The following is a 16,116-nucleotide window of genomic DNA, read 5'->3' as shown; positions in this document are numbered from 1 at the left end:
CCTCACCGGTCAGCGCGGCGAGTGCCATGGCGACTTCGTCGATATCAGCGCGAACGTATGTCGACGTTGAGCCTGCGTCTGATCGACCGTTGTGGCCGGCAAAGGCTCGCGCGACGGCATATCCGTGCTGTCGCTCAACCCAGGTGAGCGTGGTGTGCCGAACCGCCCGGACACGATCCTGCGCTGGCACCGCGACCTGCTCAAGCGGCGCCACGCTGCGACCTGTGTGCCGAAGCGACGCGGGCGCCCACCCACCGTCCGCTCGATCCGCACCCTGGTCCTGCGCCTGGCCAGTGAGAATGCCTCGTGGGGTTACCGCCGCATCCACGGCGAACTCGCCGCCCTGGGCATCAAGGTCGCCGCCTCCACCGTCTGGGAGATCCTCAAAGAACACGGCATCCCACCCGCTCCCGAACGACAGAGCACCACCTGGGCCGACTTCCTGCGCAGCCAAGCAGAAGCGCTGCTCGCCTGCGATCTCTTCGAGTCCCGCACCCTGACCGGAGCGCGCCTGTACGTCTTCGCCGTCATCGAGCACTCAACAAGGCGCATCCGGATCCTGGGCGCCACCGCACACCCACCGCGGACTGGATCGTTCAGCTCGGACGCAACGTCGTGATGGACCTGGAGGAGGTGGGAAGCAGGGCCAGGTTCTTGATCCGTGACCGAGACTCAAAGTTCACGGCCGCCTTCGACGCCCTGATGACCGACACCGGGCTGACGGTCATCACTACCGGCATACGGATACCCCGAATGAACTCCATCATGGAACGCTGGATACTGAGCTGCCGCAGGGACTCCTGGACCGCACCTTGATCTGGAACCAGCGCCACCTCCTGCACGCGCTCCGCGAGTTCGAGACCTTCTACAACTGCCATCGCCCGCACCGAACCCTGGGCCAAGCCGCGCCGCTACGCCCACTACCCGAACCGATCAGCGTGCCAACGCAGATCAGGCACCTGGAAGCCCGCCGGCGAGACCGACTCGGCGGCACCCTTCACGAGTACCAACATGCCGCCTGACCAGGCCGAATGATTCATCGGCACCCGCAGAGTTGCCGGGAAGGACTGATCGCAGAACTGGGTGACCGGGTCCAGCAGGTCCAACAGCTGCGACGCCCTGCACAACGCCATCCCAGTCAACTATCTGAAAATAGGTAGGAACGATGACCGCCACGCCGGTAGCGGCCACCGTTGACACCAGTCGCCTACTGGGGCGACAGGGGGCGCCAGTGCAGCGGGGTCGACAGGACCATGGTGCTCGACGGCTGGCCGTACGGGGCCAAACGATCAATCGTGGACTCGAAGTCCTCCATCGTCGCCGTCACGACCTTCAGGATCGAGCACGCGTCGCCGGTCACGCGGTGGACCTCCAGTACCTCGGGCCACTCCAGCACCTCGGGAGCGCGCAGCACGCAACGTGCGCCGTAGCACGACATCCGGATCAGTCCGACCACGTGCCGGCCGGCCTTGGCCAGGTCGACATGTGCATGATAGCCAGTGATCACTCCGGCAGTCTCCAGACGGCGCACCCGCTCGGCGACCGCCGGGGGTGAGAGGTGGACCCGGCGGGACAGTTCGGAGTAGGAAAGCCGGCCGTCGTCCTGCAGTTCGCGCAGCAGCGCCCAGTCCATGCTGTCCACGGAGACCTTCCGTTCGAAAAGTCGATCAGGCGGGACGGTTTCCGTCCCGTACGTGAGCAGGGTAAACGACCGTTGATGGACTATTTCGTGGAGGTGGGTCGCGGTACCAGGATTGGGGTGTGAGCGGTCCGATTCTCGACTTTCCCGAGCAGGTCCCATACGACGCGTACGTCCACGCCAGCACCCTGCACTCGCTGCAGCAGCCGCTGAGCAAGGACCCCGGCGAGATGTCGTTCCTGATGGTCAGCCAGGTGATGGAGCTGTGGTTCGGGCTGGCGTGCCACGAGCTGCGCGACACCCAGCGGCTCCTGCGTGAGGACGAGGTGTGGGGCGCCATCGCCCCGCTGCGCCGCATGAAGCTGCACCTGGAAGGGCTCGTCGCCGCCTGGAACGGGCTGCACTGGATGACGCCGTCCGACTTCAACCGGTTCCGCGGGCTGCTCGGCGAGGCGTCGGGCTTCCAGTCGGCGATGTACCGGCACCTGGAGTTTCTGCTCGGGCTCAAGAGCGAAGCGTTGGTCCGGCCGTTCAAGCGGCAGGCCGACCTGCACCAGGACCTGACCGCCGCCCTGGCCGCGCCGAGCGTGTGGGACGACGTCATCGCGATGCTCGCCGGGCGCGGCTACGAGATCCCCGTTGAGGTGCTGGACCGCGACCACGCGCGCGAATACGAGCCGTCGCCGGACGTCGAGCGGGCCTGGGTGGAGATCTACCGCGACGATCGCGGCGACAACGCGCTCTACGTGCTCGGCGAGGCGCTGACCGACGTCGCCGAGGCGTTCGGCGACTGGCGGTACAAGCATCTGACCGCGGTGCAGCGGACAATGGGCAACAAGCCCGGCAGCGGCGGCTCCTCCGGCGCGGCCTGGCTGACCCGCAGCATGACGCGGGTCGTCTTTCCCGAGCTGTGGTCGGCCCGGACGGTGATCTGATGGAGCTCGCAGAGGATGAGGCCCGGCGGCTCGACGCCGGCGATCCGGGGCATCGGGAGCTGTTCCACGTGCCACCCGCCGAGGGCGGCGACCACCCCGAGACGGCGTACCTGGCCGGCAATTCGCTCGGCCTGCAGCCCCGCGCCGTGCGGGGCGAGCTGCTGCAGGAGCTCGACGCGTGGGCCCGGCTCGGCGTCGAGGGGCATCTGGAGGCCGAGCGGCCCTGGCTGCCGTACCACGAGTTGCTGCGCGACCCGGCCGCCCGCCTGGTCGGCGCGCTGCCGGCCGAGACGGTGGTGATGAACTCGCTGACCGTCAACCTGCACCTGCTGATGGTCTCGTTCTACCGGCCGGAGGGCGTGCGCACGCTGATCGTCGTGGAGGACACGGCGTTTCCGTCGGACAGCTACGCGGTGCGCAGCCAGGCCGCCTTCCACGGCCTCGACCCGGACGCGACGGTGGTGCGCACGAACGACCCGCTGGGTGCGATCCGCGGGCACGGCGACCGTATCGCGCTGGTCCTGCTGGGCGGCGTCAACTACCTCACCGGCGAGCTGATGGACATTCCGGGGATCACGGCGGCGGGGCACGCGGCCGGCGCGGTCGTTGGGTGGGACCTGGCGCACGCGGCCGGCAACGTGCCGCTGCGGCTGCACGAGTGGGGCGTCGACTTCGCCGCATGGTGCTCGTACAAGTACCTCAACAGCGGTCCGGGAGCGGTGGCGGGCGCATTCGTGCACGAGCGGCACACCGGCCGCGCCATGCCCCGGTTCGAGGGCTGGTGGAGCACCGAGCCGGCGACCCGGTTCGAGATGGCGCCGGTGGCCCGGCTGCCGCAGACCGCCGACGCGTGGCAGGTGTCCAACCCGCCGATCCTCGCGATGAGCCCGGTGCGCACCTCGCTGGAGCTGTTCGACGCGGTGGGCATGTCGGCGCTTCGGGCGCGCAGCGAGCGGCTCACCGCGTACCTGCAGTCGCTGCTGGACCCGATCGGCGTCGAGGTCGTGACGCCGCGCGACCCGGCCCGGCGTGGCTGCCAGCTGTCGCTGCGCGTCGCCGACGCCGGCGGGCTGAGCAAGACCCTGCGGCACCGGCACGGGGTGATCGCCGACAGTCGCGAGCCCGACATCGTGCGGCTCGCGCCGGTGCCGCTGTACTCGACGTACCACGACTGCTGGCGGGCCGCCGCCGCGATCGCGCACGAGGTGGGGGCATGACGGACGTCGCCGTGGTCGGGGCCGGGCTCACCGGCAGCCTGCTCGCCTGCTACCTGGCCCGACGCGGGCACACCGTGACTGTTTACGAGCGCCGCCCCGACCCGCGCACCACCGCGACGGAGCGCGGCCGGTCGATCAATCTGGCGCTGTCGGAGCGAGGCATCGACGCGCTGCGCCGCATCGGCCTGCACGAGCGGGCGCTCGTCGACGCGCTGCCGATGCGCGGGCGGATGATCCACCCGGTCGCCGGGGAGCTGGACTTCCAGCAGTACAGCCTCGACGGGCAGCGGGCGATCAACTCGATCAGCCGGGGCGCGCTCAACAACGCTGTGCTCGACGCGGCCGCCGCCACCCCCGGGGTGAGCATCGTCTTCGAGCACCGGCTCACCGGGCTCGACCCGCTGGTGTTCGCGACGCCGGCCGGCGAGGCGAAGGCGAGCGCCGACGTCGTCATCGGCGCCGACGGGGCCGGCAGCGCGGTGCGCGGCCAACTGCTCGGCATGGGGCTGCTCGACGAGTCGGTCGACTTCCTCGACTACGGCTACAAGGAGCTGACCATCGCGGCGGGCCCGGACGGCGACTTCGCCCTGGACCCCGGCGCGCTGCACATCTGGCCGCGCGGCACGTCGATGATGATCGCGCTGCCCAACCGGGACCGGACGTTCACCTGCACGCTGTTCTGGCCCAACGGCGGCACGTCGAGCTTCGCCTCGCTGGGCAGCCCGGCCGCGATCGAGCGGCACTTCCGGGCGGCCTACCCGGACGTGGTACCGCTGATGCCGGACCTGGTCGAGGACTACCGGCTCAACCCGGTCGGCCTGCTCGGCACAGTGCACTGCGGGCCGTGGCAGGCGGTGACGCCGGGCGGCCCGGTCGGCCTGATCGGCGACGCGGCCCACGCGATCGTGCCGTTCTACGGGCAGGGCGCCAACTGCGGGTTCGAGGACTGCGTCGTGCTCGACCGGGTGCTCGACGAGACCGGTGACGACTTCGCCGCCGCGCTGCCGCTGTTCGAGGCCCGCCGCCGCGACGACGTCGAGGCGATCGCGACGATGGCGCTCAACAACTTCGTGGAGATGAGGGACAAGGTGGCCTCGCCGGTGTTCCAGCTCGGCAAGAAGCTCGAGCACGCGCTGGAACGCGCGCTGCCCGGCCGGTACGTCTCCCGCTACGAGCTGGTCTCGTTCAGCACCACGCCCTACGCGCAGGTGCGGGACCGGGTGCGGCGGCAGCACCAGGTGCTCGGGGCGGTCGGCGCGCTCATGCTCGGCGCGCTCGGCGCTGCGGTGGTCAAGGGGTGGCGGCGATGACGCTGCGGCACTTCGTCGGCGGGCGGTTCGTCGCAACCGGCCGGACGTTCCCGAAGCTCAGCCCAGTCACCGGCGACCTCGTCACGCAGGTCTGCGAGGCGGACCGCTCCACCGTGGACGCCGCGGTGGCCGCGGCGCGGGCGGCCGTGCGCGGCCCATGGGGGCGCACCAGCGAGCTGGAGCGCGCCGCCGTCCTGCGGCGGATCGCCGACGAGCTGGAGCGGCGCTTCGACGACCTGGTCGCCGCCGAGGTCGCTGACACCGGCAAGCCGGTCGCCCAGGCCCGGACGCTCGACATTCCGCGCGGCGCGGCCAACTTCCGGGCGTTCGCCGACATCGTGGCCGCGGCGCCGGCCGAGGCGTTCAGCACCGTCACCCCGTCCGGCGGGCGCGCCCTCAACTACGCGGTGCGCAAGCCGGTCGGCGTGGTCGCGATCGTCGTGCCCTGGAACCTGCCGCTGCTGCTGCTGACCTGGAAGGTGGCCCCGGCGCTCGCCTGCGGCAACGCGGTCGTGGTCAAACCCTCCGAGGAGACGCCGTCCTCGGCGACGGTCCTCGCCGAGGTGATGGCCGCCGCCGGCGTGCCCGACGGCGTCTTCAACCTCGTGCACGGCTTCGGGCCGGACTCGGCGGGGGAGTTCCTCACCCGCCACCCGGACGTCGACGCCATCACGTTCACCGGCGAGTCCGCGACCGGCTCGGCGATCATGCGGGCCGCCGCCGACGGGGTGAAGGCCGTCTCGTTCGAGCTCGGCGGAAAGAACGCCGGCCTGGTGTTCGCCGACACCGACCTCGACGCGGCCGTCGCCGGCTCGGTGCGCTCCAGCTTCACCAACGGCGGCCAGGTGTGCCTGTGCACCGAGCGGCTGTACGTGCAGCGCCCGGTCTTCGACGAGTTCGTCACCCGGCTGGGCAAGGCGGCATCCGCCCTGGCGTGGGGATGGCCGCAGGACGAGGGCACCGGCACGATGCCGCTGATCTCCAAGCAGCACCGCGAGAAGGTGCTCGGCTACTACGACCTCGCCCGCACCGACGGCGCCACGGTGGTGACCGGCGGCGGGATGCCGACGTTCGACGACGCCCGCGACGGCGGCGCCTATGTCCAGCCGACCGTGCTCGTCGGCCTCCCGCCGGACGCCCGCACCAACCGCGAGGAGATCTTCGGGCCGGTCTGCCACGTCGCGCCGTTCGACACCGAGGAGGAGGCGTTCGCGCTGGCCAACGACAGCGACTACGGCCTCGCCGCGACCGTGTGGACCCGCGACGTCGGCCGGGCGCACCGGGCCGGCCTGGCGCTGGACGCCGGGCTGGTCTGGGTCAACACCTGGTTCCTGCGCGACCTGCGCTCGCCCTTCGGCGGCGTCAAGGCCTCCGGCATCGGCCGCGAGGGCGGCATCCACTCGCTCAACTTCTACTCCGAGCTCACCAACGTCTGCGTGGACCTCTCATGACCGATGTACAGAAGGCGGCCGACACGCTGCTGGCCGCCTACGAGACCGGCACCCCGATCCCGCCGCTGCGCGGGACGGTGCTGCCGGCGGGCGACGTCGCCACGGCGTACGCCGTGCAGCGGGCCCAGGCCGAGCACTGGGAGGCCGCCGGGCGGCGGCCGGTCGGCGCGAAGATCGGCCTGACCTCGCCGGCCGTACAGAGCATGTTCGGTGTCTTCCAGCCGGACTTCGGCGTGCTGTACGCCGACATGGCCGTGCCCGACGGCGCCCCGATCCCGGCCGGCAAGCTGCTCCAGCCGCGCGTGGAGGTCGAGGTCGCGTTCGTGCTCGGCCGGGACCTGCCGGACGAGCAGGTCACCGTCGTTGACGTCATCCGGGCCACGGAGTACCTGCTGCCGGCGATCGAGGTGGTCGACTCGCGCATCGCCGGCTGGGACATCTCCATCGTGGACACCGTGGCCGACAACGCCTCCAGCGGCCTGTACGTGCTCGGCACCGCGCCGCGCCGGCTGGCCGACGTCGACCTGCGGCTGTGCGGGGCCGTGGTCGAGCACGCCGGCGAGCCCGTGTCGGTCGGCGCGGGCGCGGCCTGCCTCGGCAACCCGGTGCACGCGGTCGCCTGGCTGGCCACCACGCTGGCCGCGGCCGGCCGCCCGCTGCGCGCCGGCGACCTCGTCCTGTCCGGCGCGCTCGGCCCGATGGTGCCGGTGCCCGTGACGGCCGCGGGACCCGTGTACGAGGCGCGGGTCTCGGGGCTCGGGTCGGTCCGGGCCGTCTTCGAAGGGAGCGCAACATGACCGTCGGCGTGGCCGTCATCGGCTCGGGCAACATCGGCACCGACCTGATGATCAAGGTACTGCGGCTCTCCGAGTCACTGAAGATGGTCGCGATGGCCGGCATCGACCCGGACTCCGACGGACTCGCCCGGGCCCGGCGGCTCGGCGTCGCCACGACCGCGGCCGGCGTCGACGGCCTGGTCGCCATGCCCGAGTTCGCCGACGTGCGCATCGTCTTCGACGCGACGAGCGCCGGGGCCCACCGGCACAACAACGAGGTGCTGCAGGCGCACGGCCGCCGGGTCGTCGACCTCACGCCCGCGGCGATCGGGCCGTACGTCGTGCCGCCCGTCAACCTCGACGAGCACCTAACCGCGCCCAACGTCAACCTCGTGACGTGCGGCGGGCAGGCGACCGTGCCGATCGTCGCCGCGGTCGGCGCGGTGAGCCCGGTCGCCTACGCCGAGATCGTCGCCTCGATCGCATCGAAGTCGGCCGGCCCCGGCACCCGGGCCAACATCGACGAGTTCACCGTCACCACCGCCCGCGCGCTGGAGGTCGTCGGCGGCGCCGCCCGGGGCAAGGCGATCATCGTGCTCAACCCGGCCGACCCGCCGCTGCTGATGCGCGACACCGTGTACTGCGTCTGCCCGGACCGCGACGCCGACCGGACCGCGATCGCCGCGTCGGTCGAGGCGATGGTCAAGGCGGTCGGCGGGTACGTGCCCGGCTACCGCCTCAAGCAGGAGGTCCAGTTCTCCGCCGACCCCGAGGGGCTGCTCGTGACCGTGTTCCTCGAGGTCTCCGGCGCCGGGCACTACCTGCCCGCCTACGCCGGCAACCTCGACATCATGACCTCCGCCGCGCTCCAGGTCGCCGAGCGGATGGCGGACGCATGACCGACAGGCTCTACATCCAGGACGTGACACTGCGCGACGGCATGCACGCCATCGCGCACCGGTACACCGTCGAGCAGGTCCGCACGATCGCCGCCGCGCTCGACGCGGCCGGGGTCGACGCCATCGAGGTCGCGCACGGCGACGGCCTGGCCGGGTCGAGCGTCAACTACGGCCGCGGCGCCGCCACCGACGCCGAGTGGATCGCGGCCGCCGCCGAGGCGATCACCGACGCGAGGCTGACCACCCTGCTGCTGCCCGGGATCGGCACCATCGCCGACCTCAAGCAGGCCCGGGAACTCGGGGTCACCAGCGTGCGGATCGCCACCCACTGCACGGAGGCCGACATCGCCGCCCAGCACATCGGCTGGGCGCGGGAGAACGGCATGGACGTCGCCGGCTTCCTGATGATGTCGCACATGAACCCGCCGGCGGCGCTGGCCGAGCAGGCCAGGCTGATGGAGTCCTACGGCGCGCACTGCGTCTACGTCACCGACTCCGGCGGCCGGCTGCTCATGCGCGACGTCGCCGAGCGGGTCGACGCCTACCGCCAGGTGCTCGACCCGGCCACCCAGATCGGCATCCATGCCCACCACAACCTGTCGTTCGGCGTCGCCAACAGCGTCGTCGCCGTCGAGCACGGCACCGTGCGGGTCGACGCCTCCCTCGCCGGGCAGGGCGCCGGCGCCGGCAACGCGCCGCTGGAGGTCTTCGTGGCGGTCGCCGACCTGATGGGCTGGGAGCACGGCTGCGACACGTTCGCGCTCATGGACGCGGCCGAGGACCTGGTGCGGCCGCTGCAGGACCGTCCCGTGCGGGTCGATCGGGAGACGCTGTCGCTGGGCTACGCCGGGGTCTACTCCAGCTTCCTGCGGCACGCCGAGCGGGCCTCGGAGCGCTTCGGCGTGGACGTGCGGGACATCCTGGTGGAGTTGGGCCGCCGCCGGATGGTGGGCGGCCAGGAGGACATGATCGTCGACGTCGCCCTCGATCTGGTGAAGGAGCGCGGATGAGCGCGGCAGACCTGGCAGACCTGGCAGAGCGGCTCGATGAGGCCGAGCGGACCCGCACGGCCATCCCCCAGGTGGTCTCGCAGGGCGGCGCCGACGCCGACGCGGCCTACCGCATCCAGGCTGCGCTCGTGGCGCGGCGGGTGGGTCGCGGCGAGCGGCTCGTCGGCCTCAAGCTGGGCCTGACCAGCCGGGCCAAGATGGCGCAGGTCGGCGTCGACCAGGTGATCTGGGGCCGGCTCACCGACGCGATGCGGATCGAGGACGGCGGCACGGTCGACGCCGGCCGGTACATCCACCCCCGCGTCGAGCCCGAGGTGGCGTTCCGCCTCGACGCGACCGGCGCGGCCACCGCCGTCGCGCCCGCGCTGGAGCTGATCGACTCGCGCTACGCCGACTTCAAGTTCGCGCTGCCCGACGTGATCGCCGACAACACCTCGGCGGCCGCGTTCGTCGTCGGCGCCTGGCAGCCGCTGCCGGCCGGCCTGGACAACCTGGGCGTGCTGCTGGAAGTCGACGGGCGGGTCGTCCAGATCGGATCCACGGCCGCCGTTCTGGGCGATCCCCGCCGGGCCCTCAGGGCCGCCGCCGCCCTGGCCTCCTCCGCGGGTGTACCGCTGGAGGACGGCTGGGTGCTGCTCGCCGGCGCCGCGACAGCGGCGGTGCCGCTGGCGCCCGGCGCGCACGTGCGCGCGGTCATCGAGGGCCTGGGCACCGCCTCCCTGCGGGCGCTGTCGTGATCGTCGAGGGCGCGGCCCGACCGCGCGGCCGGTTCCCGCACGTGAAGGTCGCGGGTGGCTTCGCGTTCGTCTCCGGCACGTCGTCGCGCCGGCCCGACAACACCATCGCCGGTGCGTCGGTGGACGCGATGGGCACGACCAGCCTCGACATCCGCGAGCAGACGCGGGCCGTGCTGCGCAACATCGACGGCATCCTCGCCGCAGTCGGCGCGTCGCTCGCCGACGTGGTGCAGGTGACCACGTACCTGGTGAACATGAACGACTTCGGCGGCTACAACGAGGTCTACGGCGAGTTCTTCGACGAGGGCGGACCGGCCCGCACCACCGTGGCGGTGCACCAGCTGCCGCACCCGCACCTGCTGATCGAGATCCAGGCCGTCGCGCTGATCCCCCGTGGAGGTGGAGATGACTGACATGTCCCCGGTGAGCTTTCCCGACTGGCTCGCCGAGAACCAGCACCTGCTCAAGCCGCCCGTCGGCAACAAGCAGCTGTTCCCGACCGGGTCGGACTTCATCGTGATGGTCGTCGGAGGGCCCAACCAGCGCACCGACTTCCACGTGGACCCGTACGAGGAGTTCTTCTACCAGATCAAGGGCAACATGCACCTTGACGTCATGACACCCGACGGCCCGGACACGGTGCACATCAAGGAGGGCGGGATGTGGCTGCTGCCCGGCAACATGCCCCACTCGCCGCAGCGTGAAGCCGGCTCGATCGGCATCGTGGTGGAGCGGGTGCGCGAGGAGGGGACCCTGGAGAAGTTCCAGTGGTACTGCCCGTCGTGCGGGAACAAGGTGCACGAGGTCGAGCTGCAGGTCCGCGACATCGTGGTCGACCTGCCGCCCGTGTTCCAGGCGTTCTACGCGGACGAGACGGCGCGCACCTGCACCCGGTGCGGCACCGTGCACCCGGGCAAAGGATGAGGGTCGACGTCCACACCCACATGGTGCCGTTCGGCTGGCCGGACCTCGCGGCCGAGTGTGGCGGCACCGGGTGGCCGTGGCTGCGCGTCGACTCCGAGCGCGCGGCAATGATCATGGTGGGGTCCACCGAGTTCCGGCCGATCGGCCCGTCGACGTGGGACGCGCCGACGCGCCTGGAGGACATGGACGCCGACGGCGTCGACCTGCAGGTGATCTCCCCGACGCCGGTGTTCTTCTCCTACGAGCGCCCGGCCGCCCAGGCGGTCAAGGTCGCCCGGATCTTCAACGACCTGACGCTGAAGCTGGCCGCCGAGGGCGCGGGCCGGTTCGTGCCGTTCTGCCAGGTGCCGCTGCAGGACCCGGACGCGGCCTGTGCCGAGCTCGACCGCTGCCTGGCCAACGGGCACGCCGGCGTCGAGATCGGCAACCACGTCGGCGAGCGTGACCTCGACGATCCGGGCATCGTGTCGTTCCTGCAGCACTGCGCGGCGGTGGGCGCGCCGGTGTTCGTGCATCCGTGGGACATGCCGGCCGGTCCGCGCCTGGACCGGTGGATGGCCCGCTGGCTGACCGGCATGCCCGCCGAGACCCACCTGTCGATCGTGGCGATGATCCTCGGCGGCGTCTTCGACGCGGTACCACCGTCGCTGCGCATCTGCTTCGCGCACGGCGGCGGCAGCTTCGCCTTCTGGCTCGGCCGGGCCGAGAACGCCTGGCACCGCCGCGGCGACGTGGTCCGGGGCCGTTCGGCCCACCCGCCGTCGCATTACGTCGACCGACTCTCGGTCGACTCCGTTGTGTTCGACCCGGCCGCCCTGCGGCTGCTGGTCGAGACGCTGGGGGAGGACCGCGTCATGGTCGGCAGCGACTACCCGTATCCCCTGGGCGAGCGCCCGGTCGGTGCGGTGGTCGACCGGGCCGGCTTCCTGAGCGAGACGCAGCGCGCGAAGCTGCTGGGCGCCAACGCACTGCGGTTCCTCGGACGATCATCAGGTGCGTTTTCTTGATCAGGAGTTGCCGGAGCCCGGCCGGTCGAGGGCGACGACACCGTCGACGAGCGCGCGGCTGGAGGCGCCGGGAACGGGGCCGTGCCTGGTCGCGACGTCGGCAGGGCCCGGTAGCCCACCACCTGCCAGCCCGGTAGCTCCAGCGGAGCCAGTGCATCGAGCCCGACGGGGCACTGCGGCCGCGACGGGTGCGGCCCGGCGCGCGCTGGTCGGGGTGTAGTAGGCGGCGAGCGAGGCGTGCGCCACGATCCTCCGGAATGGGTTTCCGGAGGATGGCGACCGCTGCGGAGGTGGAAGCGTGAGATATCAGGAAGGCCTCGCCCACCGATGGTGAACACAGCGGGCTGCTGCACGCCCTGGCCGTGGGTCCCGGCGCCCGGTCGGTGCGGTGGCCGAGCGGGCCGGCCTTTGAGCGAGGCGCGGCACGCGAAGCTGCCGGGTGCCGACGCACTGCGGTTCCCCGGACGCTGACGGGCGCCCGCGAACACGCTGACCGCTGCCTCGGGCCGCTCGGACTGCGGTTTCGTGCTTGTGAAATCCTGTGAACAAAGCTGATCCGAGGCATCCTCCGTACGGCCGGACAATGCTGCCATGAGCAGTATCTTTCCTGTTCACTGTGGGATGCATCTTGTTCACTGAACTCATGCCTGATAGAACATCGGGGCAGGTCGGGCTAACAGAGGAGTGAACATGGCAGACTCTCCCCTTCTCTCCCGCCGCTCCGTGTTTCAGCTCGGCGGTGTGGGCGCGCTCCTGCTCGCCACCGGCGCCTGCGCGAGCGGCAGCAAGAACAACACCTCGTCGTCGGCCTCCGGCGGCGCCAAGTCGTCGACCCTGAAGATCGCGGTGTCCAGCTACATCAGTAGCTGGGACCAGGACTTCGTCGGCTTCGACCTGACCGCCCTGATGCTGTACAAGAACGTCTTCCCATACATGATCGACTACGGCGTGAAGACCGCCGGCGGCAGCAGGATCCTCGACACCGAGAACATCATGCCGACGTTCGCCGAGTCGTTCGAGCCGGACGCCGAGAAGAAGGTGTGGACGCTCAAGCTCCGCAAGGGCGTCAAGTTCCCCAGCGGCAACGAGCTCAAGGCCGCCGACGTGAAGTGGTCGAAGGACCGGGCGTTCGCCGCCAAGGCCAACGTCGCCGGCGTCTACCGCACGATCGGCCTCACCAAGGCCGAGCAGGTCGTCGTCGTCGACGATTACACGGTCGAGTTCCACCAGGAGTTCCCGAGCGCGCTGACCAGGCAGATCCAGGCCATCTCGCTCTACGTCTTCGACTCGGCCGAGGCGAAGAAGCACGTCACCGACGCGGACCCGTGGGCCAAGGAGTGGTTCGCCAAGAACCCGCCCACCGGCGGCTACTTCAACGTCACCAAGGCCACCCAGGGCCAGGAGATCGAGCTCACCGCGAACGACGCCTACCCGGGCGCGGACCCGGCCAAGACGAAGACGATCCGCATCTCGGTCGTGCCGGCCGCCGCCAACCAGCGGCTGCAGCTACAGGCCGGCGACATCGACATCGCGCTGGGCGCGAGCCCGCGCGACATCAAGGACCTCAAGAACGCCTCCGGCGTCACCGTGCTGTCCGCGGCCAGCAACTCGCAGATCGCCATCCAGATGTCGACGACCAACGCGCCGTTCGACGACGTCAACGTGCGTAAGGCGCTGGCCTACGCCACGCCGTACGAGCAGATCATCAAGAACGTGTACGGCGGCGACGCCCGGCCGACGAAGAGCGTCGTGCCGCTGGACATGCCGGGATACTCCGAGAAGGGGTACCCGTACACGTACGACATCGACAAGGCCAAGGCGGCGCTCGCCGCGTCGGGCAAGACCTCGGTCACCTCGGAGCTGGTCTTCCAGGCCGACAACGAGGAACAGCAGCAGCTCGCCGTGCTCGTGCAGAGCGAGGCCCGCAAGGCCGGCATCGAGCTCAAGCTGACCCCGCTCGACCCGGCGACGCTCGCCGACCGGCGCGGGAAGAAAAACATCCCGCTGCAGATCACCTCGGGCCAGCTGTGGGTCAACGACGTCGAGTACATGCTGGCGACGAGCTTCGTGCAGGGCGCCAACCTCAACTACTCCAACTACACCAACCCGAAGATCGAGCAGATCTACCAGCAGTCGCACACCACCGTGGACACCGGCGCGCGCAACCAGCTCTGGGTACAGGTGCAGGACATCATGGCCGAGGACGTGCCGTGGGTCGTGATCTGCCAGCCCAACTTCAACCTGCCGGTGCGCAAGTCGGTGGTTGGCTGGGTGCAGCCGATGGACGGCCTGGCCCGCCTGCGCTACCTGGGTGCGTCGGCGTAGATGCGCGTCCTCCGGTTCGTCGCCCGCCGGGTGCTCCAGCTCATTCCGGTCCTGCTCGGGGTGGTCGTGCTGACATTCCTGCTGGTCCGGGTGCTGCCCGGTGACCCGATCCGGACCATCCTCGGGCCCAACGCGACAGCTGCCGACGAGGCGGCGGCGCGTGCCCGCTTCGGCCTCGACCAGCCGCTGTGGCGCCAGTTCACCGACTACCTCGGCGGCCTGATCACCGGGAACTTCGGCACATCCATCCAGAGTGGACAGTCGGTCGGCAGCGAGATGGCGCTGCGGATCGGCCCCACGATGGAGCTGGTCGTGCTGGCGGTGGCGATCGCCGTGGTGATCGCCACCGTCGTGGGGCTGTGGTCGGCCCGGCACGCGAACCGGGCCGGCGACCACGGCATCCGGGTGCTCGCGCTGATCGGCAACTCGATGCCGGAGTTCTGGCTGGGCCTGGTGCTGATCCTCGTCGGCTATGCGGGCCTGGGCTGGTTCCCGGCGCCCAGCGGCCGCGTCGACCCGGACACCGACCTCACCCCGATCACCGGCGCCGACGCGCTCGACGCCCTGCTGACCGGCAACATGCCGGCGCTGACGTCGGCGCTATGGCACCTGGTGCTGCCGGTACTCACGCTCGTTATCGTGATCGTGGCCCCGCTGCTGCGCAGCGTGCGCGCGTCGGCGCTGGAGGTGCTGCGGTCCGAGCCCTACGCGGCCGCCGAGGCCCACGGGCTGCCCGGCCGGCTGCTGCGCCGCGGATACCTGGTGCGGGCCGCCCTGGTACGCCTGCCGTCGCTGGCCGCCCTCGTCTTCGGCTTCGCGATCGGCTCGACGGTGCTCATCGAGTACGTCTACTCCTGGCAGGGCTTCGGTCAATGGGCGCTGCGCGGCCTGCTCTACCGCGACTACCCGGTGGTGCAGGGGTCGGTGCTGGTCATCGCGTTCTGCTACGTCGTGGTGTTCCTGATCGCCGACGTCGTGCACGCCATGCTCGACCCGAGGGTGAGGATCTGATGTCGTTGCTGCGCACCGGCCGCCGCCGGGCAGGCCGCGACCGCCGCGACGGCCGCTTCGGCACCGTCCTGGTGGCCGCCGGCACCGGGATCCTGGCCGTCGTCGCCCTCACCGTGCTGCTCGCCCCGCTGCTCAGCTCGTGGGGGCCGAACGAGATCGACGGGGCCGCCCCCACCCTCGCCGAGCCCGGCGGCGCACACCTGTTCGGCACCGACGTCAACGGCATGGACGTGTGGAGCCGGCTGCTGTACGCGGGCCGCATCGACCTCGGCATCGCCGTCGCCGCGGTCGCAGTCGCCGTCGTGCTGGGCAGCATCCTCGGCGTCGTCGCCGGCTACTTTGGCGGCTGGCTCGACGACGTGCTGATGCGCCTGACCGACATCTTCCAGGCGTTCCCCACGTTCATCCTCGCGCTCACTGTCGCCGCCCTGCTGGGCAGCGGGCCGCTCAACCTGACCGTGGCGATCGCACTGGTGAACGCGCCGGCCTACGCCCGCCTGGTGCGCGCCGAGGTCCGCACGATCCGCGACCTGACCTACGTCGACGCCGCGCGCACCTCCGGCGCCTCGACGATCGGGCTGCTGTGGCGGCACGTGCTGCCGAACAGCATCACCCCGGTGCGGGTGATCGCCCCGCTCAACTGCGGCTGGGCGATGCTCACCCTGGCCGGACTGTCGTTCCTCGGGCTGGGCATCCCGGTGCCCGACGCCGAGTGGGGCGCCATGATCAGCCTCGGTACCGGTGACGTGGTCGCCGGCCGGTGGTGGACCTCGGTGCCGCCCGGCATCGCACTGCTCGTCTGCGTCCTGGGCTTCAGCCTCCTCGGTGAGGGCCTGCAGGAGCGCGCCGACCGGGTCCGACGGTGAGGAGCCGCA

At 71.0% G+C, this 16,116-nt stretch carries 17 protein-coding genes; 15 read left to right on the top strand and 2 right to left on the bottom strand.

Features of this window, described 5'->3' with window-relative positions; all coding sequences use genetic code 11:
* Positions 1–91: 91 nt before the first annotated feature.
* On the top strand, positions 92–619 hold the full coding sequence (locus tag ACFY3L_RS44290) for a hypothetical protein (protein WP_389339094.1): 528 nt from the start codon (positions 92–94) through the stop codon (positions 617–619).
* Here ACFY3L_RS44290 and ACFY3L_RS44285 read toward each other — a convergent pair.
* Positions 597–878 carry a hypothetical protein gene (locus ACFY3L_RS44285; RefSeq protein WP_389339092.1) on the bottom strand — a complete coding sequence of 94 codons (282 nt, stop codon included), beginning with the start codon at positions 876–878 and terminating at the stop codon, positions 597–599. The genes ACFY3L_RS44290 and ACFY3L_RS44285 overlap by 23 nt on opposite strands.
* A 329-nt stretch (positions 879–1,207) precedes the next feature.
* Positions 1,208–1,642: an Lrp/AsnC family transcriptional regulator gene (locus ACFY3L_RS44280; RefSeq protein ID WP_360563217.1), complete on the bottom strand. Its 435-nt coding sequence runs from the start codon at positions 1,640–1,642 to the stop codon at positions 1,208–1,210.
* Positions 1,643–1,761: 119 nt separating this feature from the next.
* Here ACFY3L_RS44280 and ACFY3L_RS44275 point away from each other — a divergent pair, with 119 nt between their 5' ends.
* The 14 genes from ACFY3L_RS44275 to ACFY3L_RS44210 all read left to right on the top strand — a co-directional run bounded on the left by ACFY3L_RS44275 (position 1,762) and on the right by ACFY3L_RS44210 (position 16,107).
* A complete protein-coding gene (locus ACFY3L_RS44275) occupies positions 1,762–2,574 on the top strand; it encodes a tryptophan 2,3-dioxygenase (RefSeq protein WP_389339090.1) in 813 nt (270 codons plus the stop codon).
* On the top strand, positions 2,574–3,791 hold the full coding sequence (gene kynU, locus ACFY3L_RS44270; protein ID WP_389339088.1) for a kynureninase: 1,218 nt from the start codon (positions 2,574–2,576) through the stop codon (positions 3,789–3,791). Before ACFY3L_RS44275 ends, kynU begins: the two co-directional genes overlap by 1 nt.
* On the top strand, positions 3,788–5,101 hold the full coding sequence (locus ACFY3L_RS44265) for an FAD-dependent oxidoreductase (protein ID WP_389339086.1): 1,314 nt from the start codon (positions 3,788–3,790) through the stop codon (positions 5,099–5,101). The genes kynU and ACFY3L_RS44265 overlap by 4 nt, the downstream gene beginning before the upstream one ends.
* Positions 5,098–6,552: a 2-hydroxymuconic semialdehyde dehydrogenase gene (locus tag ACFY3L_RS44260; RefSeq protein WP_389339084.1), complete on the top strand. Its 1,455-nt coding sequence runs from the start codon at positions 5,098–5,100 to the stop codon at positions 6,550–6,552. Before ACFY3L_RS44265 ends, ACFY3L_RS44260 begins: the two co-directional genes overlap by 4 nt.
* Entirely contained in the window at positions 6,549–7,349 is an 801-nt protein-coding gene (locus ACFY3L_RS44255; RefSeq protein WP_389339082.1) for a 2-keto-4-pentenoate hydratase, read from the top strand. Before ACFY3L_RS44260 ends, ACFY3L_RS44255 begins: the two co-directional genes overlap by 4 nt.
* Entirely contained in the window at positions 7,346–8,227 is an 882-nt protein-coding gene (locus ACFY3L_RS44250) for an acetaldehyde dehydrogenase (acetylating) (protein WP_389339080.1), read from the top strand. The genes ACFY3L_RS44255 and ACFY3L_RS44250 overlap by 4 nt, the downstream gene beginning before the upstream one ends.
* Positions 8,224–9,237 (top strand): 4-hydroxy-2-oxovalerate aldolase, encoded by a 1,014-nt coding sequence (gene dmpG, locus ACFY3L_RS44245; protein WP_389339078.1) that lies wholly within the window; start codon positions 8,224–8,226, stop codon positions 9,235–9,237. The genes ACFY3L_RS44250 and dmpG overlap by 4 nt, the downstream gene beginning before the upstream one ends.
* Positions 9,234–9,974 (top strand): 2-keto-4-pentenoate hydratase, encoded by a 741-nt coding sequence (locus ACFY3L_RS44240; RefSeq protein WP_389339076.1) that lies wholly within the window; start codon positions 9,234–9,236, stop codon positions 9,972–9,974. The genes dmpG and ACFY3L_RS44240 overlap by 4 nt, the downstream gene beginning before the upstream one ends.
* The gene (locus ACFY3L_RS44235; RefSeq protein WP_360563257.1) at positions 9,974–10,387 is read left to right on the top strand and encodes a RidA family protein; all 414 of its coding nucleotides are present in this window, start codon (positions 9,974–9,976) and stop codon (positions 10,385–10,387) included. Before ACFY3L_RS44240 ends, ACFY3L_RS44235 begins: the two co-directional genes overlap by 1 nt.
* The gene (locus ACFY3L_RS44230) at positions 10,380–10,898 is read left to right on the top strand and encodes a 3-hydroxyanthranilate 3,4-dioxygenase (RefSeq protein WP_360563199.1); all 519 of its coding nucleotides are present in this window, start codon (positions 10,380–10,382) and stop codon (positions 10,896–10,898) included. The genes ACFY3L_RS44235 and ACFY3L_RS44230 overlap by 8 nt, the downstream gene beginning before the upstream one ends.
* The gene (locus tag ACFY3L_RS44225; protein ID WP_389339074.1) at positions 10,895–11,905 is read left to right on the top strand and encodes an amidohydrolase family protein; all 1,011 of its coding nucleotides are present in this window, start codon (positions 10,895–10,897) and stop codon (positions 11,903–11,905) included. Before ACFY3L_RS44230 ends, ACFY3L_RS44225 begins: the two co-directional genes overlap by 4 nt.
* 690 nt (positions 11,906–12,595) lie before the next feature.
* Positions 12,596–14,230: an ABC transporter substrate-binding protein gene (locus ACFY3L_RS44220; protein WP_389339072.1), complete on the top strand. Its 1,635-nt coding sequence runs from the start codon at positions 12,596–12,598 to the stop codon at positions 14,228–14,230.
* On the top strand, positions 14,231–15,241 hold the full coding sequence (locus tag ACFY3L_RS44215; protein ID WP_389339070.1) for an ABC transporter permease: 1,011 nt from the start codon (positions 14,231–14,233) through the stop codon (positions 15,239–15,241). It begins immediately after the preceding gene.
* Positions 15,241–16,107, top strand: coding sequence for an ABC transporter permease (locus ACFY3L_RS44210; protein WP_389339068.1), 867 nt, complete (start codon positions 15,241–15,243; stop codon positions 16,105–16,107). Before ACFY3L_RS44215 ends, ACFY3L_RS44210 begins: the two co-directional genes overlap by 1 nt.
* Positions 16,108–16,116: the final 9 nt, after the last annotated feature.

Source organism: Dactylosporangium sp. NPDC000521 (genome assembly GCF_042898305.1).
Lineage (GTDB): Bacteria > Actinomycetota > Actinomycetes > Mycobacteriales > Micromonosporaceae > Dactylosporangium.
Note: the sequence above shows the minus strand (reverse complement) of the source record. Positions and strands in the feature narration are given on the sequence as shown.

What these genes read in the sequence shown, in the direction of transcription:
- ACFY3L_RS44285 (WP_389339092.1), bottom strand. Translation starts at nt 878, where the DNA reads ATGGCAGTTGTAGAAGGTCTCGAACTCGCGGAGCGCGTGCAGGAGGTG.
- kynU (WP_389339088.1), top strand. Translation starts at nt 2,574, where the DNA reads ATGGAGCTCGCAGAGGATGAGGCCCGGCGGCTCGACGCCGGCGATCCG.
- ACFY3L_RS44265 (WP_389339086.1), top strand. Translation starts at nt 3,788, where the DNA reads ATGACGGACGTCGCCGTGGTCGGGGCCGGGCTCACCGGCAGCCTGCTC.
- ACFY3L_RS44260 (WP_389339084.1), top strand. Translation starts at nt 5,098, where the DNA reads ATGACGCTGCGGCACTTCGTCGGCGGGCGGTTCGTCGCAACCGGCCGG.
- ACFY3L_RS44255 (WP_389339082.1), top strand. Translation starts at nt 6,549, where the DNA reads ATGACCGATGTACAGAAGGCGGCCGACACGCTGCTGGCCGCCTACGAG.
- ACFY3L_RS44250 (WP_389339080.1), top strand. Translation starts at nt 7,346, where the DNA reads ATGACCGTCGGCGTGGCCGTCATCGGCTCGGGCAACATCGGCACCGAC.
- dmpG (WP_389339078.1), top strand. Translation starts at nt 8,224, where the DNA reads ATGACCGACAGGCTCTACATCCAGGACGTGACACTGCGCGACGGCATG.
- ACFY3L_RS44240 (WP_389339076.1), top strand. Translation starts at nt 9,234, where the DNA reads ATGAGCGCGGCAGACCTGGCAGACCTGGCAGAGCGGCTCGATGAGGCC.
- ACFY3L_RS44230 (WP_360563199.1), top strand. Translation starts at nt 10,380, where the DNA reads ATGACTGACATGTCCCCGGTGAGCTTTCCCGACTGGCTCGCCGAGAAC.
- ACFY3L_RS44225 (WP_389339074.1), top strand. Translation starts at nt 10,895, where the DNA reads ATGAGGGTCGACGTCCACACCCACATGGTGCCGTTCGGCTGGCCGGAC.
- ACFY3L_RS44220 (WP_389339072.1), top strand. Translation starts at nt 12,596, where the DNA reads ATGGCAGACTCTCCCCTTCTCTCCCGCCGCTCCGTGTTTCAGCTCGGC.
- ACFY3L_RS44215 (WP_389339070.1), top strand. Translation starts at nt 14,231, where the DNA reads ATGCGCGTCCTCCGGTTCGTCGCCCGCCGGGTGCTCCAGCTCATTCCG.
- ACFY3L_RS44210 (WP_389339068.1), top strand. Translation starts at nt 15,241, where the DNA reads ATGTCGTTGCTGCGCACCGGCCGCCGCCGGGCAGGCCGCGACCGCCGC.